At 71.9% G+C, this 20,294-nt stretch carries 20 protein-coding genes; 11 read left to right on the forward strand and 9 right to left on the reverse strand.

Annotated features, from left to right (window positions below):
* Positions 1 to 55 precede the first annotated feature (55 nt).
* The 3 genes from ACWGIH_RS31820 (at position 56) to ACWGIH_RS31830 (ending at position 2,458) form a co-directional block, all read left to right on the forward strand.
* Positions 56 to 613 carry a GlcG/HbpS family heme-binding protein gene (locus tag ACWGIH_RS31820; RefSeq protein ID WP_361832028.1) on the forward strand — a complete coding sequence of 186 codons (558 nt, stop codon included), beginning with the start codon at positions 56 to 58 and terminating at the stop codon, positions 611 to 613.
* A 121-nt stretch (positions 614 to 734) separates the two neighbouring features.
* On the forward strand, positions 735 to 1,337 hold the full coding sequence (locus tag ACWGIH_RS31825; RefSeq protein WP_453448572.1) for an ankyrin repeat domain-containing protein: 603 nt from the start codon (positions 735 to 737) through the stop codon (positions 1,335 to 1,337).
* A complete protein-coding gene (locus ACWGIH_RS31830) occupies positions 1,334 to 2,458 on the forward strand; it encodes a YncE family protein (RefSeq protein ID WP_453448573.1) in 1,125 nt (374 codons plus the stop codon). Before ACWGIH_RS31825 ends, ACWGIH_RS31830 begins: the two co-directional genes overlap by 4 nt.
* Positions 2,459 to 2,483: 25 nt before the next feature.
* On the opposite strand, the gene ACWGIH_RS31835 is transcribed toward ACWGIH_RS31830, so the two are convergent.
* Positions 2,484 to 4,016 (reverse strand): FAD/NAD(P)-binding protein, encoded by a 1,533-nt coding sequence (locus tag ACWGIH_RS31835; protein ID WP_453448574.1) that lies wholly within the window; start codon positions 4,014 to 4,016, stop codon positions 2,484 to 2,486.
* Positions 4,017 to 4,186: 170 nt separating this feature from the next.
* On the opposite strand from ACWGIH_RS31835, the gene ACWGIH_RS31840 reads away from it, so the two are divergent.
* Entirely contained in the window at positions 4,187 to 5,281 is a 1,095-nt protein-coding gene (locus ACWGIH_RS31840) for a LuxR C-terminal-related transcriptional regulator (protein WP_453448575.1), read from the forward strand.
* A gap of 24 nt (positions 5,282 to 5,305) precedes the next feature.
* The gene (locus tag ACWGIH_RS31845; RefSeq protein WP_453448576.1) at positions 5,306 to 6,754 is read left to right on the forward strand and encodes a M1 family metallopeptidase; all 1,449 of its coding nucleotides are present in this window, start codon (positions 5,306 to 5,308) and stop codon (positions 6,752 to 6,754) included.
* A gap of 3 nt (positions 6,755 to 6,757) precedes the next feature.
* On the opposite strand, the gene ACWGIH_RS31850 is transcribed toward ACWGIH_RS31845, so the two are convergent.
* Together ACWGIH_RS31850 and ACWGIH_RS31855 are read right to left on the reverse strand one after the other, a co-directional pair.
* On the reverse strand, positions 6,758 to 7,273 hold the full coding sequence (locus ACWGIH_RS31850) for an N-acetyltransferase family protein (RefSeq protein ID WP_453448577.1): 516 nt from the start codon (positions 7,271 to 7,273) through the stop codon (positions 6,758 to 6,760).
* Between the two features lie 100 nt (positions 7,274 to 7,373).
* On the reverse strand, positions 7,374 to 7,949 hold the full coding sequence (locus tag ACWGIH_RS31855; protein WP_249589187.1) for a TerD family protein: 576 nt from the start codon (positions 7,947 to 7,949) through the stop codon (positions 7,374 to 7,376).
* A gap of 197 nt (positions 7,950 to 8,146) precedes the next feature.
* On the opposite strand from ACWGIH_RS31855, the gene arfB reads away from it, so the two are divergent.
* A complete protein-coding gene (gene arfB / locus ACWGIH_RS31860; protein WP_453448645.1) occupies positions 8,147 to 8,584 on the forward strand; it encodes an alternative ribosome rescue aminoacyl-tRNA hydrolase ArfB in 438 nt (145 codons plus the stop codon).
* Positions 8,585 to 8,692: 108 nt separating this feature from the next.
* Here the strand turns inward: arfB and ACWGIH_RS31865 are convergent, their stop codons facing one another.
* A complete protein-coding gene (locus tag ACWGIH_RS31865; RefSeq protein ID WP_453448646.1) occupies positions 8,693 to 9,286 on the reverse strand; it encodes a flavin reductase family protein in 594 nt (197 codons plus the stop codon).
* A 339-nt stretch (positions 9,287 to 9,625) separates the two neighbouring features.
* On the opposite strand from ACWGIH_RS31865, the gene cdgB reads away from it, so the two are divergent.
* Both cdgB and ACWGIH_RS31875 read left to right on the forward strand, forming a co-directional pair.
* A complete protein-coding gene (cdgB, locus tag ACWGIH_RS31870; RefSeq protein WP_453448578.1) occupies positions 9,626 to 11,299 on the forward strand; it encodes a diguanylate cyclase CdgB in 1,674 nt (557 codons plus the stop codon).
* Positions 11,300 to 11,374: 75 nt separating this feature from the next.
* On the forward strand, positions 11,375 to 12,361 hold the full coding sequence (locus ACWGIH_RS31875; protein ID WP_453448579.1) for a carbohydrate-binding protein: 987 nt from the start codon (positions 11,375 to 11,377) through the stop codon (positions 12,359 to 12,361).
* A gap of 30 nt (positions 12,362 to 12,391) precedes the next feature.
* Here ACWGIH_RS31875 and ACWGIH_RS31880 read toward each other — a convergent pair whose 3' ends face one another.
* From ACWGIH_RS31880 to ACWGIH_RS31900, 5 genes are all read right to left on the reverse strand, one after another.
* A complete protein-coding gene (locus ACWGIH_RS31880; RefSeq protein WP_453448580.1) occupies positions 12,392 to 13,240 on the reverse strand; it encodes a class II fructose-bisphosphate aldolase in 849 nt (282 codons plus the stop codon).
* Between the two features lie 67 nt (positions 13,241 to 13,307).
* Complete coding sequence (locus tag ACWGIH_RS31885) at positions 13,308 to 14,240, reverse strand: 1-phosphofructokinase family hexose kinase (protein WP_453448581.1); 933 nt, start codon at positions 14,238 to 14,240, stop codon at positions 13,308 to 13,310.
* 157 nt (positions 14,241 to 14,397) lie between these two features.
* Positions 14,398 to 15,540 carry an N-acetylglucosamine-6-phosphate deacetylase gene (nagA, locus tag ACWGIH_RS31890; RefSeq protein WP_453448582.1) on the reverse strand — a complete coding sequence of 381 codons (1,143 nt, stop codon included), beginning with the start codon at positions 15,538 to 15,540 and terminating at the stop codon, positions 14,398 to 14,400.
* Positions 15,540 to 16,508, reverse strand: coding sequence for an ROK family protein (locus tag ACWGIH_RS31895; protein ID WP_453448583.1), 969 nt, complete (start codon positions 16,506 to 16,508; stop codon positions 15,540 to 15,542). Before ACWGIH_RS31895 ends, nagA begins: the two co-directional genes overlap by 1 nt.
* Positions 16,509 to 16,651: 143 nt before the next feature.
* Positions 16,652 to 17,545 (reverse strand): SIS domain-containing protein, encoded by an 894-nt coding sequence (locus ACWGIH_RS31900; protein WP_453448584.1) that lies wholly within the window; start codon positions 17,543 to 17,545, stop codon positions 16,652 to 16,654.
* Between the two features lie 132 nt (positions 17,546 to 17,677).
* Between ACWGIH_RS31900 and ACWGIH_RS31905 the strand changes: the two genes are divergently transcribed.
* The 3 genes from ACWGIH_RS31905 to otsB are packed head-to-tail and all read left to right on the forward strand — an operon-like array spanning position 17,678 to position 20,115.
* Entirely contained in the window at positions 17,678 to 18,943 is a 1,266-nt protein-coding gene (locus tag ACWGIH_RS31905; RefSeq protein ID WP_453448647.1) for an ABC transporter substrate-binding protein, read from the forward strand.
* Between the two features lie 10 nt (positions 18,944 to 18,953).
* Positions 18,954 to 19,247: a DUF3263 domain-containing protein gene (locus ACWGIH_RS31910; protein WP_453448585.1), complete on the forward strand. Its 294-nt coding sequence runs from the start codon at positions 18,954 to 18,956 to the stop codon at positions 19,245 to 19,247.
* A gap of 16 nt (positions 19,248 to 19,263) precedes the next feature.
* Positions 19,264 to 20,115 carry a trehalose-phosphatase gene (otsB, locus tag ACWGIH_RS31915; RefSeq protein WP_453448586.1) on the forward strand — a complete coding sequence of 284 codons (852 nt, stop codon included), beginning with the start codon at positions 19,264 to 19,266 and terminating at the stop codon, positions 20,113 to 20,115.
* Positions 20,116 to 20,294: the final 179 nt, after the last annotated feature.

Consider the following 20,294-nt stretch of genomic DNA (forward strand, 5'->3'; position numbering starts at 1 on the left):
CAACCTCCCCGAGCCCCGCCCCACCACCCCACCACCTCACCTGAGGAGCACCCCCATGCAGAAGCTCTCCCGCCGCACCCGTGTCCTGACCATCGCCGCGACCGCCGCCGTTCTCGGTGCCGGCACCTTCGGCGCCGTGTCCGCCAGCGCCGAGTCCCCGGCCGCCGCCCCCAAGGCCGCCGTCGCCGCCGACGCGGCGAACAAGAACCTCACGCAGTCGACGCACCTGAACGTCGCGGCCGCGACCAAGGCCGCCCAGGCCACCCTCGACGCCGCGAAGAAGGAGAACCAGCGCGTCTCCGTCGCCGTCGTCGACCGCAACGGCAACACCATCGTCGAGCTGCGCGGCGACGGTGCGGGCCCGCAGTCCCCCGAGTCCGCCGTGAAGAAGGCGTACACCGCCGTCTCCTGGAACGCGCCCACCTCCGAGCTGACCAAGCGCCTGGAGCAGGCCCCGAACCTGAAGGACATCCCCGGCACCCTGTTCCTCGCGGGCGGCGCCCCGGTGACCGCCAAGGACGCGCCCATCGCGGGCATCGGTGTCGCGGGCGCCCCGAGCGGCGACCTGGACGAGAAGTTCGCGAAGGCGGGCGTCGCGGCGCTCGGTCGCTGAAGCCGCTGAAGCCGCTGAAGCCGCTGAGTCACCGAGCTGCCGAGCCACCGAACTGCCGAAGCCGCCGGATCCCATGATGCTGAGGCTGTTCCCGGTCCGTACGACGCCGAGGAGGACGAACATGACAAGGACCGCGCAGGACCAGCGGTTGCTCGATGCCGCACGGGCCGGGGACGCCGACGAAGTGGGAGCAGCCCTCGACGCGGGAGCCCGCGTCGAGGCCCGTGACGCCGAGCTGCGCACCCCGCTGCTGCTCGCCGTCATCGGCGACCGCGTCGAGGCCGCACGGGTCCTGGTGACCGCCGGTGCCGACGTCGACGCCCAGGATCACCGAGCCGACAGCCCCTGGCTGGCCACCGGCGTGACCGGCAGCGTCGCCATGCTGCACGCCCTGCTCCCGGCGGGGCCCGACCTGAAGCTCCGCAACCGGTTCGGCGGGATCTCCGTGATCCCGGCGGCGGAACGCGGCCACGTCGCGTACGTACGGGAAGTCCTGCGCGTCACCGACATCGACGTGGACCATGTCAACGACCTGGGCTGGACGGCCCTCCTGGAGGCCGTGATCCTCGGCGAGGGCGGCCGCGCGCACCAGGAGATCGTGGAGCTGCTGCTCGCCGCGGGCGCGACGCCGGGCCTCGCCGACCGGGACGGCGTCACCCCTCTCGGGCACGCGGAGCGCCGCGGTTTCGCCGAGATCGCCGCGCTGCTGAGGGGTGCCGCGTGAAGGCGCGGGCCTTCGCCACCGGTGCGTCGGCCGTCCTGGCGGCCGCGGTCCTCGCGGGCTGCGGAGCCGCCGGGGACAGCCGGGCGGCCTCCGGCGCCGAGCCCACCCGCGCGCCCGCCACGGCCACGCTGCCCGCTCAGCAGCGCACCCCCGACGGCACGCTCCTGGTGGCCGACTTCGGCTCGGACACCGTCACGTTCGTCGACCCCGAGCGCGGGCCCGTCAAGTCCGTGGAGGTCGGCACCGCGCCCTACGGGATCGCCGTGGGCAAGGACGGCCGTGCCTGGGTCGCCACCGCGGACGCCGTGGCCGTCGTCGACACCGACACCCGCGAGCGCGTCGACCGCATCCCGTACGAGACCGACAGCGGCCCCACGACGACCGGCGAGTACCGCGGCGGTGGCATGGGCATCGCCCTCTCCCCGGACGGCGAGCACGCCTACGTGGGCGTCAACGTCCCGGACGGGAAGGGGACCCTGGAAGTCATCGACACCAAGAAGCGCGAGGTCACCGACACCGTTCCGGTGGGCAGGCGCCCCTTCGACGTCGATGTGTCGAAGGACGGCCGCGAGGTCTACGCGACCAACCACGACTCCTTCGACGTGACGGTCGTACGCGCGGACTCCCTCAAGCCCCGCCGCATCGAAGTCGCCCCCTACGGAACGGAAGGCGGCCTCGGCTCCTGGCTGAAGCCGCACTACACCGCCGTACGCCCGTCGGACGGCAAGCTCCTGCTGCCCTTCGAGGGCGAGAAGCTCGTCGTGCTCGACCCGCGCACCGGCGAGTCCGACATCGAGAAGATGACGGCCAACACCCATCAGCACGGCGCGCGGATCACGCCGGACGGCACGCTCTTCGCGGTCGGCACGGGACCCATCGACCCCTCGTCGGACGAGGGGCCCTCGCTGACCATGCGTACGAAGGACGGCGAGGAGAGGGTCTTCCCGCTGGACGGCCCGCACGAGGACGTCGCGGTCTCCGAGGACGGCAGTACCGCCTACGTCACCGGCGGCTTCACCCGCGAAGGCTTCTGGAACGGCATCACCGTCATCGACCTGAAGACCGGCGACACCCACCGACTCCCGGCAGGGGAGCGCCCGTTGGGCATCGCCGTCCTGTAGGCCCCGCGCTCGTCCGATCAGCGAGTCAAGGGGTCCGGAGCGCCGTGGCGGTGCGGGCCGCCTGGGCGGTGACGCCGGGGATGCTCGACGTGATGAACGAGCCGCCCCCGGTCAGGTCTCCGACCACATGCACGCGCGGGTCGGCGGGGATCAGCCCGCCCGACGGGTGGAACGTGGCCAGGCCGCCGCCCACCAGGGAACGGACCAGGTGCCCGGCGGCGGCCGGGATCGCTTGCGGCGTCGGATTCACGGCGTTGACGACGAACCGCGCGGTGCGCTCGCCACCGTCATCCCTGATCCGGAACCGTGCGCCTTCGCCGCCCTGATGGTTCAGCGGCTCGATCGCCCGGAGCCCCCGCGCCACGGTCAGTTGGCCCGAGTCCAGGAGCCGCGCGAGGACCACCGCGTTCCCCGGGATCATGGGCGAGGCCACGCCGGTGGCGGTGCGCAGGTGGCGCCGCAGCCGGGCCCGGTCGGACTCGGGCAGCAGCCGCCACGCGTACGGGCCGACGGTGTGCGCCGTCTGCTGGACCACCCGGCGGCCGATCCGGGGGTCGTCGACGGCGGCGATCTGCCGCCGCAGACGCGGGCCCGGTTCCTCGGCCCCGGCGCCGAGAAGATCGGCCATGAGCTCCTCGAAGTCCTCCCCGGCGTCCGCGAGTTCCGCGCGCAGCAGCGCGACGAGGCCGTCCAGCGTGACGCTGCCCTGTGTCCTGTGCAGTTCCGCCACGCGTTCGCCGGTCACGTGCCGGGGGCGCAGGTCGCCCGGGCGCTGCCAGACGTTCGGCAGCGTTCCGCCGCGCGAGAGCAGCGTGATCGGGCCCGCGTGCCCGCGCGCGGCGAGCGACACGACGACGTCCACGGCGGTCAGGCCGCTGCCGATGACCGCCACGCCGCTCCCGGCCGGGACCTGGCCGAGCGTGTCGGCCAGGGGGTAGGGGTCGGCCGCGAAGCCCGGGTGACCGGCGAGGCCGTACAGGTCAGGGGGTGTTCCTCCGCCCACGCACAGCGCCACGTGGGTCGCCTCGTGCTCGTGCGCGTGGGCCGTCTCTTGCTCGTGCGCGCGGTGCGTACCGATTTCATGCGCGTGGTGCGTACCGACCTCGTGCGCGTGGTGCGTGCGGATGAGGAGGCGCGTTCCGGAGCGGGCCACTCCGGTCACCCGGGCGGCCACGACCCGTACGCGCCAGCCCTGCTCGCTCAGGGCCGCCATGGCCTTCTCGGCCGTGTGCTCCAGATACTCGCCGTAGAGCCTGCGCGGGACCAGCGGCCGGCCGAGGAGTTCGTCGACGTGTGCGGCGCCGCGTCGTCCCAGCCAGGCCGCGTAGTGGCCGAAGTCGCCGTCGCGGACGGACATGATGGCGGGCGGCGCGTTCACGAGCACCGAGTCCAGGTCCGGTCCGTACGGCCGCCCCCGCCACAGCCGCGGTGAAGGCTCGAAGACCGTGAGGGTGCCCCTCCCGCCCTCCGACCCGGCCAGCGCGTCCAGCAGGCCGACCGCTGCCGCGCCCCCTCCGACGATCGCGATGTCCCGGTCCCTTCCCCTGTTCGTGTCCATGCCCGTGTGCTCCCTCTCCGGTGGGTCGTGTGCCATCGGCTCGACCTTCGCCGAGGCCGCCGGGGAGCCCCATCCCACGCGCGGGGGTGATCGGCCCGGGACAACCCCCTCATCTGCGGGGTTGGTGCCGCGAAGTGGACAGGGCAGGCTGGTCGGTGGAGGGGACGCACATGACCGATGAACGCCGGGTGGTGCTTTCGGCCACCGAACAGGCCCTGGACGCGGGCGAGTTGTTCAGCCGCGCCTCGGCCGTGCTGCGACGCCTCGTGCCGTTCCACTCCGCCGTGTGGACGGCCGCCGACCCGGAGACCGGACTGATCACGGCGCCGATGCTGACGGAGAACGTCGGCTCGGGCGAGGGCTGTTACGCCTACTGGGAGAGCGAGCTCCTGGAAGAGAACATCGTCCCGTTCCGCGAGCTGGCCCGCGCGAACGTACCGGCAGCCGGACTGCGCGCCGCCACCGGCGGCCTGCCCGCCCGCAGCGCCCGCTTCCGGCGCCTCCTGTCCGGCCAGGGCGTGCACGACGAACTGCGTGCCGTCCTGCGGATCGGCGGCAGGCCATGGGGCCTGATGAGCCTGTTCCGCACCACCGACGCGTTCCGCCCGGACGAGATCGCGCTGCTCGCCGACCTGTCCCGCCCGCTCGCCGCGTCCTTGCGGGGATTCACCCGGCCGCCCGAGGCCGCGTCCCGCACGGACGCGCCCGCGCCGGGCCTGATCCTCTTCGACGCGTCAGGCGACGCCCTGTCCGCCAACGACGAGGCGCGGCAGCACATCGCCCTGCTGCCGAAGGGCCCTTCGTTCCCGTCGGCGCTGGGGCTGAGGCTGCCCATCTGGGTGGTCGGTACGGCCTTCCAGGCGCGGGCCGTCGCCGAAGGACGCGCCCATCACGGCAACGCCCGCGTGCGCATCCGGACCACTGAAGGCCGCTGGCTGGTCTGCCACGCGTCCTGCCTCACGGGACCCGGCGGCAGGCCGGGCCCCGTGGCCCTCGTCATCGAGCCCGCGGCACCCGCCGACCTGGCGGTCCTGATCGCGGAGGCGTACGGCCTGACCTCGCGGGAGCTGCAGATCACGCAGCTCATCGCGCGGGGGATGGCCACCGCGGAGATCGCCGCGACGCTGTTCATCTCGCCGCACACGGTCCGCGACCACCTCAAGGCCGTCTTCACCAAGGTCCGTGTCTCCAGCCGCGGCGAGCTGGTGGCCCGGCTGTTCGCCGAGCACTACTGGCCCGCCCTGCCGGAACGCGCCCCCCGGTGAAGCCCGTGCGGCTCCGCCGAACATATGCCGCATAAGATCGCATCCGTGCACCCACGATCCACGGCGCTCCGCGGCACATCCGCCGCCGCCCTCACTGCTCTCGTCCTCACCGCATGCAGCGGCTCCGGAGTGCACGGCACGCCCGGGGCCGACGGCGTGCGTGACCCGTACTTCCCCAGGTTGGGCAATGGCGGCTACGACGTCGCGCACTACGACCTGACCCTCGGCTACGACCCCGACGCGCGGCACCTCACCGGCACCGCGGAGGTCACGGCGCGCGCGACGCAGGATCTCAGCGCCTTCAACCTGGACCTCAAGGGCCTTGAGGTGAAGGGCGTGACCGTCGAGGGGAAGGACGCCTCCTTCCACCGCGACGGGCAGGAGCTGACGATCCGTCCCCCGGACGACCTCGACGAGGGCGAGACGTTCCGTACGGTCGTCCGCTACTCCGGCACCCCGGAGACCATCACCGACCCGGACGACTCCGAGGAGGGCTGGCTGCGGACGGAGGAGGGCGCCATCGCGCTGGGCGAGCCGACCGGCTCCATGGCGTGGTTCCCGTCCGACAACCACCCGTCGGACAAGGCCTCGTACGACATACGCGTCACCGTCCCCAAGGGCCTGAAGGCCATCTCCAACGGCGAGTTGACCCGCGAGTCGACCAGGAACGGCCGCACCACCTTCGCCTGGCACAGCGCCGAGCCGATGGCGAGCTACCTCGCGACGGTGGCGATCGGACCGTACGAGGTGAAGAAGTCGACGACGGAGTCCGGCATACCGGTGCTCACGGCGGTGGAACCCTCCGAGGCCAAGGCCAGTGCCAAGGCGCTCGCCCGGATCCCCGAGATCATGGAGTGGCAGGAGCTGAACTTCGGCCCCTACCCCTTCTCGTCGACCGGCGCGATCGTCGCCCGCGAGGGGGACGCGGGTTACGCCCTGGAGACCCAGACCCGCCCCACCTACCCGGGCGCCCCCGACACCGGTCTCATCGTCCACGAGCTGGCCCACCAGTGGTTCGGGAACTCCGTCACGCCCAAGTCCTGGCGGGACATGTGGCTCAACGAAGGCTTCGCGACGTACGCCGAGTGGCTCTGGCAGGAGGACAACGACGGCGACAGCGCGCAGGAGATCTTCGACCAGATCTACGCGGGCGACTACTACGAGAGCAAAGAGGACAACGACGCCATCTGGGCCTTCCCGCCCGCGAAGCCGCCGTCCGCCGCGACGATCTCGGACAGCCCGGTCTACGAGCGGGGCGGCATGGTCATCCACAAGATCCGCGAGGCGGTGGGCGACGACACCTTCTACGACATCGTGCAGGGCTGGACGAAGACCCACCGGCACGGCAACGCGGACACCGAGGACTTCACGCGGTACGTGGAGAAGCACGCGGGCAGCGAGCGGGCGCGCGAGAAGGTCCGGGCGATCTGGGGGCCGTGGCTGTACGGGGACGGGAAGCCGGAGCGCCCGTGAGCGTCACGGCAGCGGCTTGCGGAGTACGGCGCAGGGGCGGTCCGCGTCGAGGTCGCGCCGGTGGTCGATGACCTCGTACCCGAGGGTGTTCCAGAAGGCGAGCGCCGCCTCGTTCCCCTCCAGGACGGCGATCCGTACCCCGTCGCGGCCGTTCCCCCGGAACCGCTCCTCGATCTTGCTCACGAAGTCCCGCCCGTACCCCTTGCGTTGCTGCCCGGCGTCCATCATGAGCAGGCCGATCCACGGGTCGGTGTCGGCGGGGTCGGGATGGCGGTCCAGGGTGATGCCGATCCCGACGACCCGTCCCTCGGACCGCGCGACGAGCACCTCGGCCCCCGGCACGGCCAGCTCGTCGGCGAGCGCCGTGGCGACCTGTTCGGGGCGGATGTCGTGGGGGTCGGGGAAGTCCCCCGAGAGGGCGTGGAAGGCGTGGTTCGACGCGTACAGGGCGGTGAGCTCGGTGAGCAGCTCGCCGGGGAGCGCGCCGTCCCCCGCGGGCGTGAGCGGTTCGAGGATCATGCGGCGCAGGTTAGCTCCCGGTCTTGGCGGGCGGCGGTCAACCACGAGGGCCCCCGGCGGATATCTCCGCCGGGGGCCCTCGTGAACTCGCCTAGAGACCTCAGACGTTGACGCCGAAGTCCTGCGCGATGCCGACGAGGCCGGACGCGTAGCCCTGGCCGACCGCGCGGAACTTCCACTCCGCGCCGCTGCGGTACAGCTCGCCGAAGACCATGGCGGTCTCGGTGGCGGCGTCCTCGCTCAGGTCATAGCGGGCGATCTCCGTGCCGCCGGCCTGGTTGATGATGCGGATGAAGGCATTCCGCACCTGGCCGAAGTTCTGCGAGCGGTTCTCCGCGTCGTAGATCGAGACCGGGAAGACGATCTTGTCGATGTCGGCCGGGAGGCCCGCCAGGTTGACCTTGATCTGCTCGTCGTCGCCCTCGCCCTCACCCGTGACGTTGTCACCGGTGTGCTCGATGGTCTGGTCCGGCGTCACCTTGTTGTTGAAGAAGACGAAGTGCTGGTCCGAGAAGACCTTGCCCTGCGGGTTCACCGCGATGGCCGAGGCGTCCAGGTCGAAGTCGGTGCCAGTGGTGGTACGGACGTCCCAGCCGAGGCCCACGGTGACGGCGGTCAGGCCCGGAGCCTCCTTGGTGAGCGAGACGTTGCCACCCTTGGACAGGCTTACTGCCATTGTTGGGAGTCCCTTCCCTCGTTGCGTACGAACGGGCTTCGTACTGGGGACGAAGCTACCGTCACCTCTATGAACGTCGACCGGGGTCCCAGAGGTTCCAGGTCCTTTTACTTTCTTTACTCGTCTCCTGAGTCTCACCCGTCGCAAGCGGGGCGCGCCGTAAATACGGGTGACGTGGACCGGACAGACGCGGGACCATAGGACCCATGTCCGGTCCCTATGTCATCCGCGGCTCCGTCTCCCTGCCCGAGGCCGAGCTCATGTGGCGTTTCTCCAGGTCGTCCGGGCCGGGCGGTCAGCACGTCAACACCAGCGATTCGCAGGTGGAGCTGAGGTTCGACCTGGCCAACACCGAATCGCTGCCCCCGGTGTGGAAGGAGCGCGCCCTTGAGCGGCTCGCCACCCGGCTCGTCGGCGGAGTCGTCAGCGTGCGGGCCTCCGAGCACCGTTCCCAGTGGCGCAACCGCGAGATGGCGGCCACCCGCCTCGCCTCGCTGCTCGCGGAGGCCACCGCGCCGCCACCACGGCCCCGCCGCGCCACGAAGATCCCCCGGGGGATCAACGAGCGGCGGCTGCGGGAGAAGAAACAGCGCAGCCAGACCAAGCGCGGCCGGTCGGGGGAGGGCTGGGGCTGAGCCCCGACCCGTGGGCCCCGACCCGTGAGCCCCTGACCCATGGCCACCGCAGCAAACGGTCGCGCCGGCAAAGGCCGTTCAACGCGCAACCATTGAGTCCGGAACCTTTCAGCCCAGCTGTCGGTACTTGCCCTTGAAATACACCAGCGGGCCCCCGTCGGCGCTCGGCAGGGCAGCCGAAAGTACCCGCCCGATGACGAGGGTGTGATCACCCGCTGTCACCGTCTGTTCGGTCCGGCACTCCAGCGTCGAGAGCGCACCGCCGATCAGCGGCGCCCCCGAGATCTCCCCCCGGGAGTAGGGAACGTCCTCGAAGAGCAGCCGGTCGCTGATCCGGCCCTTCATCGCGAACCGGCCCGCGATGTGGCGCTGGCTCTCGGAGAGCACCGAGACGCCCCACAGCGGCTGCTCGGCAAGCAGGTCGTCCATCCGGGAGCCCTCACGCAGGCTGACCAGCACGAGCGGCGGGTCGAGGGAGACGGACAGGAAGGCCGTCGCGGTCATGCCGACGTCCTCGCCGACCGGTGCCTGCGGGTCGTCCGCGTCCAGTGACTGCTCTCTGGCGGTCACCAGGACCACACCCGCTGCCAGCCGGGACATGGCGGCACGGAACTCTTCGTTGCTCACCCCCACAGGATGCCCGCCGGAGGACGGGGCACGGGGGGAGGGCGGGGCGGGGGGAGTCGCGGAAGCGCTCGCCAGGGATGTCTTCGGTACGGGAACCACGGGACCGACGCTAGCCCGGCCGCCCCCGACGCCACATCGGGCCCTGGTCCGAGACCGGGCCTAGGACCGGCGACCGAGGCGCCGGACAGGGCGTGCGGAGCCGTGTACCGGGCAAGTGGACTGGACCAACGAAGGCTTCCCATCTGTGACTTGAGTCACAGGACCCATATTTTGTTGACCCTGTGTACCGAGTGAGCTGCTCGCTGTGATTCAGTGACGGTGGCAATCAGACACTGAGAGAACTCAGGTACTGAGAGAACAGTAAGGGCGCTGCGAATCCTGGAGTTGCTGTCGAGGTCTCGGGGAGAGCGAGCAATGGAGACCGAGTCGGAGCCGTACGTCCGTCTTGCGACCCTGCGGCAGCTGCATCAGGTGGTGGCGGATCTCAACACGGCCCGGAGCCTGGCGGACACGCTGCAGACCGTCGCCGACGGCGTGGTCAACGGCCTTGGCTATGAGCTGGCGTGCGTCAATCTCGTGCGCCCGGACGGCGACCTCGTGGTCGCCGCCTTCGCGGGCAACACCGCCGCCGAGGCCCTCATCACCGGCCGGGTCGGCTCCCGCGAGGCTTGGGAGAAGCGGCTCGCCATGGGCGAGGCCTGGGGCGCCCTGAGGTTCATCTCGTACACCGAGGGCTGGGTCCTCGACGAGGACGACGTCCCGCAGTGGTACACCGACGGCCCCGAGCCCCGCTTCGAGGACGAGTGGCACCCCGCGGACCGCCTCTTCGCCCCGATGTACGCGACGGGCGCGGCCGGCGGCGAACTGCTCGGCGTGATCTCCGTGGACCGCCCCCGCAACGGCCGCAGGCCCGGCGCCTGGGGCCGCGAGGCCCTGCAGATGTACGCCTTCCAGGCCGCCATCGCGATCAGCAACGCACGCCTTCGCGCCAACATGCAGCGCGCCCTGGTCCGCCTGGAGCGCGAGCAGCAGGCGCTGCGGGCCAGCGAGGAGTCCTTCCGCCAGGCCTTCGAGTACGCGCCCTCCGGCATGGCCATCGCCGAGATGGGCGGCGACCAGCACGGGCGGATCCTGCGCACGAACGACGCGCTGTGCCGCCTGCTCGGCCGCCCCGCGTCCGCGATGCGCCGCTATTCGTTCTCCGACCTGGTCCACCCCGAGGACATCGGCACACTCCTGCGGACCTCCGCGGAGGGCGGCAGGGCCGAGCTGCGCCTTGCCCGGCGCGACGGGACGTACGTCTGGGTCTCCCTGCGCAACAGCGTGGTCGCCGACGCCGCCGACGGGCCACGTTTCCTCCTCACCCACGTCGAGGACATAGAGGAGCGCAAGCGCCGCGAGCTCCAGCTCGCGCACCGCGCCTCGCACGACTCCCTCACCGGCCTGCCCAACTCCGCCGAGCTGCGCTCGCGCCTCAGCGCCCGTCTCTGTCGCAGGCCGCACGCGGGTCAGCCCAGCGCGGTGGACTCGCTGGATGCGGCGTACGACGGCGTGTACGACGCCGACGGGCAGCACAGCTTCGACTACGGCTCGAACAACGCGCACGCCCTGCAGCAGAGCGGCGAGGGCTTCGACCACCACGTGCACACCGTCGCGCCGCCCGAGGGCCACGGGGACACGGACGACGGCACCAAGGGCCTCGCCGTGCTCTTCTGCGACCTGGACGGCTTCAAGTCGATCAACGACCGCTTCGGGCACCACACGGGTGACGCGGTTCTCATCGAGGTGGCCAGGCGGCTGACCAGCGGCGTCCGCGACGGGGACACGGTCGCGCGGCTCGGGGGTGACGAATTCGTCGTCCTCGCCGACGGGCTCGGCCGTGCCGACGCCCAGGACCTCGCGGTGCGGCTGCGGAACGCGATCATCCCGCCGATCCGGGTGGACGGCAGGGCGGTCCGGGTCGGTGCGAGTTTCGGCATCGGGTGGGCGCACTGCGGGATGTCGGCGGACGAGGTGTTGCACTCCGCTGACCAGCGGATGTACGTGGAGAAGCGATCACGTGCCAAGCAGCACAGGCGTGCCGGGTGAGGCAAACGCCACCCCGTGATATCACCCGGAGCGGGTAGGCTCCCCCGGTCAGCGACATGAGGGAGTGACCAGGGAATGACGCCCGGCAACAACGGCGAGCACACGCCGAACCCGCCGGAGGGCGACGACGATCCGTTCGGCTATCTGTACGAAGACGGACAGGCGGCCGGCGCCACCCCGCCCAGCGGCGGGGGCGGCTACGGGTACCCCGGTCCGCGATCCTCGTACAACCACGTGCGCGCGGTCGGGGACCGTCGGCCCAACGCCTACGGCACGCAGGCCGCACCCACGTACGGCCAGCAGGTGCCGCCGCAGCAGCAGGCGTACGGCCAGCCGAACGCGCACTACGCCGCTCCGGAGACGCAGCCCGGCGGGGCCCCCACCGCGCAGCAGTACACGCCGGCCTCCCGGGGCTCCGGCGGTCGTGGCGGCGGCCCGAACACGAAGGGCCTCCTGATCGCCGCGATCGCGGTCGTCGCGGTCGTCGCCATCGGGATCGGCGCCGCGATGCTGTTCGGCGGCGGCGACGACGAGGGCGGCAAGAAGGAAGCGGGTGGCGGCTCCACCCAGGCGGAGACGGTCAAGCCCAGCGAGAAGCCGACGAAGAAGCCCGATGAGCCGGTCGAACTGCCGAAGACCGACGCGAAGGCGCTGAAGCTGGAGGGCGGCACGACCACCGCCTCCGACGTCGAGGGCGCGGAGTCCGACGGTGGTGTCTACGTGTCCGGCTTCGACAAGGTCGGGGCCCAGGTGACGTGGACCGTCAACGGCATCCCCAAGGCCGGCTCGTACAGCCTCCGCGTGAACTACGGCGTGCCCGGCAAGGACTCCAACGCCACGATCCTCGTCAACGGCAAGAAGCAGACCCGGCCCCTGAACATGAAGAACTTCGCCGGTGCGGAGGAAGGGGACTGGGAGAAGGGCTGGACCAACACCTGGGCGGTGGTCCAGCTCACCAAGGGCACCAACTCGATCACGCTCACCTGCGCCCAGAGCGACCTGTGCGGGACGTCCGGGGCGAACATCGACAAGATGTGGCTCGTGGAGGGCAGCAACGGCTGACCTCTCCGCGCCCGCCCAGGGCTCCTGGGGCTACTTCAGCAGCCCCAGGAACCCCGCCACCGTCCCGGCCATCGCCTCGCGAGCCGGGGCGAGGTATTTCCGGGGGTCGACGCCCTTGTCGTGGGCGGCGAGGTACGCGCGCACCTCGCCCGTGAACGCCGTGTTGAGGGCCGTGCCGACATTGATCTTCACCATGCCGGACGCCACCGCCTGCCGGATCTCGTGGTCCGGTACGCCACTTGAGCCGTGCAGCACGAGGGGCACGGGCACGGCCGCCGCGAGGGAACCGATCAACTCGTGGTCCAGGGCCGCCGTGCGCTCCGTCATCGCGTGGGAGGAGCCCACCGCCACCGCGAGCGCGTCGACTCCCGTGGCGGCCACGTAGGCCGCCGCTTCCGCGGGGTCCGTGCGTACGCCGGGCGCGTGCGCGTCCAGCGGGGCCTCGCCCTCCTTGCCGCCCACCTTGCCCAGCTCGGCCTCGATCCAGATGCCCCGCTCGTGGCCCCAACGCACGGCGTCCGCCGTCGCCTTGACGTTCTCCCCGTACGCCATCTTCGACGCGTCGAACATCACCGAGCTGAAGCCCTCGGGGTGCGCCGCCCGCAGGAGCTCCGGGTCCATGACGTGGTCCAGGTGCAGGGAGAGCGGGGCCGACGAGGTGCGGGCCACCGCCGCTGCCGCCGCGGCTATGGCGGACAGACTGCCGCCGTGGAACCGCACGGCGTTCTCGGAGATCTGGAGGATCGCGGGGGAGCCCGCCCGCTCGGCGCCCGCGGCGATCGCCTCCGCGTGCTCCAGCGTGATCACGTTGAACGCGGCGACTCCGCGCCCCGTGGCGCGCGCGTCGGAAACCAGGTCGCCGGTGGATACGAGTGGCACGATGAATGTCCCCAATTCCTGGGCCGGCACGGCCCGTTGTGCGTCGCCCACGCGGTGACGCGTGATCTCACGCCGCGGTGGCCTCCCCGGTCACCGCGACCCGCGCGAGCAGGTCTTCGTACGTCGAGGGCACGAACTCGCCCGCCACCGGGGACGCGACGGTCGCCGCGGACAGGGCCACGGCCCGTGCGAGGCGCCGCGGCCACGGGAGTTCCTCCACCAGGGCGGAGAGCAGGCCCGCGACCGCCGAGTCACCGGCGCCGGTCGGGTTGCCGTGCACGCGGGTGGGCGGGGCCGCCTGCCAGGTGCCCTCCGGTGTGACGGCGCGCAGGCCCTCGGCGCCCAGGGACGCCACCACGGCGTGCGCGCCCCTGCGGCGGGCGTCACGGGTCGCCTGGGCGGGTTCGTGGGAGCCGGTCAGCTCGGCCAGTTCGTCGGCGTTCGGCTTGACGATGTCGGGGCGGGCGGCGACACCGCGGCGCAGCGCCTCCCCGCTGGTGTCCAGGAGCACGGGGACCCTGGCGGCGCGCGCGGCCCGTACGAGCGTCGCGTACGCGCCGACCGGGACGCCCGGCGGCAGGCTCCCGCAGAGCGCGACCGCGGCGACGCCCCGGCACAGCAGTTCCTCGTACGACTCCTGGAACGCGGTCCATTCGGCGGGCGAGACCGCCGGTCCCGGTTCGTTCAGCTGTGTGGTGTCGCCGGTCGCCGCGTCGACGACGGCGAGCGTGCGGCGGGTGGCGCCGGCGACGGGCACGAGGGCGTCCGTGACGCGGGGATCGCGCGTCAGGCGCTCGTGCAGGACGCGGCCCGTGTCGCCGCCCGCGAAGCCGGTCACCGTCACGTCGTGGCCGAGGGCGGCCAGGACGCGGGCGACGTTCAGGCCCTTGCCGCCGGGCCGTTCGATGACCTCGGTGACGCGGTGCGAGGCGTGCGGGACGAGGGCGGGGACGCGGTAGGTGATGTCCAGGGCGGCGTTCAGCGTCACTGTGAGGATCACTCGTCACTCACCCCCGAGTTCGCTTCCGGACGCGCTTGCCGCCCGTCTCCTGCCGGGGCTGATCATGCCAAAGAGAAGGCGGTTGGCCCAGGGGTCCGGGCCAACCGCCTTCTCTTCGTTGCCTCTTCAACGGGTGGTGAAATCATCCCAGTTGCGCCTAATGGGGCGCAACCACCCACTCGCCCTTGCGCATGACGCCCTTCAGGTCGAACTCCGCGTCCAGAACCACCAGGTCGGCGTCCTTGCCGGGTTCGAGCGAGCCGATCTCGTCGTACATCCCGAGGAGCCTGGCCGGGTTGGCGGAGATGGCCCGCACGACGTCCTCGACCGGCAGTCCGTCCACGGTCACCGAGCGCTTGAACGCACGGTCCAGGGTCAGGGTCGAGCCCGCGATCGAACCGCCCTCGACGAGGCGCGCGACGCTGTCCTTCACCTCGACCTCCAGCGGACCGAGCATGTACCGGCCGTCCCCGAAGCCCGCCGCGTCCATGGCGTCCGTGATGAGCGCGGTGCGGGCGGCGCCCGCGTGGTGGAAGGCCAGCTCGAACGCGGCGGCGTGCAGATGCGTGCCGTCGTTGATCAGCTCGACCGTGATCCGCTCGTCCTCCAGGAGCGCGGCGATCGGGCCGGGCTCGCGGTGCCCGATGCCCGGCATCGCGTTGTAGAGGTGCGTGGCGACGGTGGCGCCCGCGTCGATGGCCTGCACCGTCTGCTCGTACGAGGCGTCCGTGTGCCCGATGGCAGCGATCACACCGTGCTCGGCCAGGAGGCGTACGGAGTCGATGCCGCCCGGCAGCTCGGTGGCCAGCGTCAGCATCTTCGCCCGGCCGCGGGCCGCGTCGATGAGCTTGCGGACCTCGGCGGGGTCCGGGTCGCGCAGGAGCACCTCGCTGTGCGCGCCCTTGCGGCACGGTGAGATGAAGGGGCCCTCGAAGTGGATGCCCGCGATGTCGCCCTGCTCGGCCAGCTCGCTGAGCATCCCCGCCCGCTGGGCGAGGAAGTCCATCTCGCCGGTGACGGTGGAGGCGACGAGCGTGGTCGTGCCGTGCAGGCGGTGCGTGTGGACGCCCTTGAGCACCTCCTCGACCGTGCCGGAGGTGAAGGAGGCGCCGCCGCCGCCGTGGTTGTGGATGTCGACGAAGCCGGGGACCACCCAGTGGCCGGGCGGGAGGTCGATGGTTTCGGCGTGCGCGGGAGCGCTCCCGGAGATGCGCTGACCGTCGACGATCACACGGCCGCCGGTGACCGTCCCGGTGGGCAGGACCACCTGAGCACCGGCGAGAACTTTGCTAGCGGCCATCAGGCGGTTACCTCCGTGGATGGGGCGGGGTCGGGAGCGGGGTCGGTTCCTTCGAGCAGATCCCAGGCGAGCAGGCCCGCGCCCAGGCACCCGGCGGTGTCCCCCAGGGCGGCGGGGACGATGAGGGGCTGGGTCTGGAACTGGACGATGCGTTCCGTCATGGCCGCCCGCAGGGGTGTGAACAAGGTTTCCCCGGCCTCGGCGAGACCGCCACCGATGATCAGCGTGTGCGGGTCCAGGAGGGTGAGGGCCGTGATGAGGCCGTCGGCGAGCGCGTCGACCGCGTTCTGCCAGACCTCCCGGGCGCGCGGGTCACCCGACTCCACGGCCTTCGCGCAGTCCGCGGCGTCCGCGTCCGGGTCGCCGCTCGCGCTCGCCCACGCCTCGCTCACCGCGGACGCGGAGGCGAGCCGCTCCAGGCAGCCGCGCTGGCCGCAGCCGCACAGCGGGCCGCCGGGGCGCACGATGATGTGCCCGATCTCGCCCGCCGAGCCGTGGGCGCCGGGCTCGATGCCGCCGCCGATCCCGATCGCCCCGGCGATGCCCGTGCCCAGGGGCACGAAGAGGAACCGGTCGGCGCCCTTGCCCGCGCCGATCCGCCCCTCGGCGAGGCCGCCGGTGCGGACGTCGTGGCCGAGCGCCACCGGGATGCCTTCGAGCCGCCGGCTCAGGAGGTCGCGCATCGGGACGTCGCGCCAGCCGAGGTTCGCGGCGTAGACCGCTGTGCCGCGCTCGGTGTCGACGATGCCGGGGATCGCGACGCCGGCCGCGGCGGCGGGCTCCCCGAACTCCCTGATCCCATGGGCGCGCAGATCGGCGGCGAAGTCGAGGATGGACTCGACCACGGCGTCGGGACCGCGTTCCCGGCCGGTGGCCCGCCGCGCCTCGTGGAGGAGCGCGCCGTCCGCCCCGACCAGGGCGGCCTTCATTCCGGTGCCGCCCACATCGAGGGCGATGACGTGTCTCACGGGGGACAGTGTCGCGCCTACGCCGCGAGAGGTCTAGTCCACTTCGCCCAATCGCCGGGATCCCTCGGTGGGCGGGGGCCCTGAAACCGCCGCTTCGCGGCGATGTCTCCCGCCCACCCACCCGTTCACCCCGAAGTCACCCGCTAGCCCAGAATGACGCTCCGCGTCAGGTTCCGCGGCCGGTCGGGGTCGAAGCCCCGGGACTCGGCCAGGGCCACGGCAAGCCGCTGGGCCCGTACGAGATCCGCCAGGGGATCCAGCTCCTCGCGGGCCACCAGCTCCCCGCCGACCCGGGCGACATCGCCCGCAAGTCCCTCGGGAAGCACGCCGAACATCCACGCCACCCGGCCGGGACCCGTGATGGAGATCGGCCCGTGGCGGTACTCCATCGCCGGGTACGACTCCGTCCAGGCGCCCGCGGCCTCCCGCATCTTCAGCGCGGCCTCCAGGGCGAGACCGTACGTCCAGCCCCGCCCGAGGAACGTCCACTGCTCGGCGCCGACCACGGAGGCGGGCAACGGCTCCGACACCGCGAGCTCCGCGTCGACCGCCGCGTCGGCGATCGACTTCACGCCGGGGATGTCGCCGAGCCCGGCCCGCAGGAAGGCGAGCGCGGTCGTGGCGAAGCGGGTCTGGACGACCGACTCCTCGTCCGCCCAGTCGAGGACCGCCACCGCGTCGGCCGCGTCCATGACCGGGGTCTTCGGATCGGCGGTCAGGGCCGTGGTCGGGACCACGCCCTTCAGCGCGCCGAGGAGATCGAGGACCTCCGTCGTCGTACCGGACCGGGTGATGGCCACCACCCGGTCGTACGTCCGCCCCGCCGGGAACTCCGACGAAGCGAAGGCGTCCGTCTCGCCCTGCCCGGCCGCCTCGCGCAGCGCCGCGTACGCGATGGCCATGAACCACGACGTCCCGCACCCCGTGACGGCCACCCGCTCGCCCGGCTTCGGCAGCCCGTCGAAGGTGAGAGCGGCCTCGGCCGCCCGGTGCCAGCAGGCGGGCTGAGTTGCTATCTCTGCTGCGGTACGCGACATGCGTCGAGACTCCTTGCCGGTGGGCTGTCAGTGGTACGCCGTTGCACAAGCGATACTGAGGTGGTGTAGACCTCGTGTCCATACGCGAGGGAAAATCGCAGTTCACGTAGATCATCGAGGGTGGGAACAGCTGTGCAGCGGCGCGCGACAGGACTGACCGCGGCGATAGCCGTACTGGGCATGGCGGCGGTGCTCGCCGGCTGTGGCGGTCCGGGCGACTCCGGCGACGTCACCCTCAAGCTGGTGGCCGCCGACTACGGCGACTCCAAGGCCAACAGCTCCCAGAAGTACTGGGACAGGATCGCCGAGAAGTTCGAGGCCGAGAACCCCGGCATCAAGGTCGACGTCAGCGTCTACTCCTGGACCGACGTGGACCGCAAGGTCAAGGACATGGTCAAGGCCGGCGACGCCCCCGACATGGCCCAGATCGGCGCGTACGCCGACTACGCCGCGGCGGACAAGCTGTACCGCACCGAGGACCTGGTCTCCATCTCCACCCAGGCCGACTTCATGGCCCCCCTCTCCGAGGCGGGCGAGGTCAAGCGCGTCCAGTACGGCATGCCGTTCGCCTCCTCCACGCGTCTGCTCTTCTACAACGAGAAGATCTTCAAGGACGCCGGCCTCACCCCGCCGCAGAGCTGGCGCGAGCTGGCGGCCGACGCCAAGACGCTCAAGGCGCGCGGCGTGAAGATCCCCTACGCCCTGCCGCTCGGCAAGGAAGAGGCGCAGGCCGAGACGATGCAGTGGCTGCTCAGCGGGGGCGGCGGCTACACCGACAACGTCGGCACGTACGACATCGACTCCACGCAGAACGTGAAGACCTTCACCTGGTTGAAGGACGAGCTGGTCGGCAAGGGCCTGACGGGCCCCACGCCGCCCGCCAAGCTCGACCGCGCCGAGGCCTTCGCCGCCTTCACGCGCGGCGACGTGGGCATGCTCAACGGCCACCCCACGCTGATGCAGATGGCCGCGAAGAAGGGCGTGAAGTACGGCATGGTGCCGATGCCCGGGGTGAACGGCCACACCCAGGCCACGATGGGCGTCGCCGACTGGATGATGGCCTTCAAGCAGCGCGGCAACGGCGAGGAGATCGGCAAGTTCCTCGACTTCGCCTACAGCACGAAGAACGTCCTGGACTTCTCGCGCGAGTACGACCTGCTGCCGGTCACGAACTCCGCCGCCGAGGAGATGACGGGCAACAAGAACGACAAGGCGCTCGCCGAGTTCCTCGACGAGCTGCCCACCTCGCAGCTGTACCCCGTGGGCAAGACGTCCTGGGCGCAGGTGTCCGTCCAGGTCAAGAAGTACATCGGCAAGGCAGTCGACACGAACGGCAATCCGGCGTCGATCCTCAGCCAGATCCAGTCCAAGGCGGCGACCGAGGAGAACTCGGAATAGCGTGACCGGCATGACCGATGGCACGGACGGCGACGCGAGGGACGGCGACGTGAAGGGCGGCGACGCGTTCCCCGACACCGGCCTCTCCGAGCGGGACCGCGCGATCCTCGCCCTGGAGCGCCGGGACTGGGTGACCGGACCCGGCGCCAAGGAGCGGGCCGTGCGCGAGCAGCTCGGCCTGGTGCCGGTCCGCTACTACCAGCTCCTGAACGCCCTGCTCGACGATCCCCGCGCCCTCGCGCACGATCCGGTCACCGTCAACCGGCTTCGGCGGGTCAGGGAGTCCCGGCGCGGGGAGCGTTGAGCGTAGGGTCGGGCCCATGGGTGACCTTGAGTACTCTCCCGAGCTGCCCGAGCCCGTGACCTCCGCCGGGCGCGAGGGTCTCGCCGCGCTGCTCGCGCGCCCCGGGAAAACCGTGATCGCGCTCGACTTCGACGGCACGCTCGCTCCGATCGTGGCCGACCCCGAGCAGGCCCGCGCCCACCCCGGCGCCGTCCCCGCCCTCGCCGCGCTCGCGCCGAAGGTGTGTTCCGTCGCGGTCGTCACCGGGCGTCCGGCGGGTGTGGCGGTGCGGTACGGGGGCCTCGCGGGCGTGCCCGGCCTCGAACACCTCGTCGTGCTCGGGCACTACGGCGCCGAGCGCTGGGACGCCGTCTCGTCCACCGTGCACGCGGCGGAGCCGCACCCCGGCGTGGCGGCCGTGCGCGCCGAACTGCCCGGTTTCCTGGACACGATGGGCGCGTGGCGCGGGACGTGGATAGAGGAGAAGGGCCGGGCGGTCGCCGTCCACACCCGGCGTGCGGCCGATCCGCAGGCCGCCTTCGAGGCGCTGCGGGACCCGCTGGCCGAGCTGGCGTCCCGCCACGGCCTCATCGTCGAACCGGGGCGCCTCGTCCTGGAGTTGCGGCCCCCCGGCATGGACAAGGGAGTGGCCCTCGCGGACTACGTACGGGAGGTGGGTGCTGAGACCGTGCTGTACGCGGGCGACGACCTGGGCGACCTGCCCGCCTTCGCGGCGGTGGAGAAGCTGCGTTCCGATCAGGTGCGGGGGCTGCTGGTGTGCAGCGGCAGCGCGGAGGTCGCCGAGCTCGCCGACCGCGCGGACCTCGTGGTGGACGGGCCCAAGGGGGTCGTGGCCCTGCTGGCAGCAATTGCCGCCCGGCTTCCCTGACCGCAAGGGACTTGTCCCCGACCCCGCCCCTTCCCGAAAACCGTGCCTGCGCCCCGGACCTGCCTGGGGCTCCGCCCCAGACCCTGACAAGACGGCCTCAAACGCCGGCCGGGCTGAAATAGCCTAGGCAGTACAGGGCCCTCGCGCCGAGCGAGTTTTCGGGAAGGGGCGGGGTCGGG

Source organism: Streptomyces sp. NPDC054872 (genome assembly GCF_053610705.1).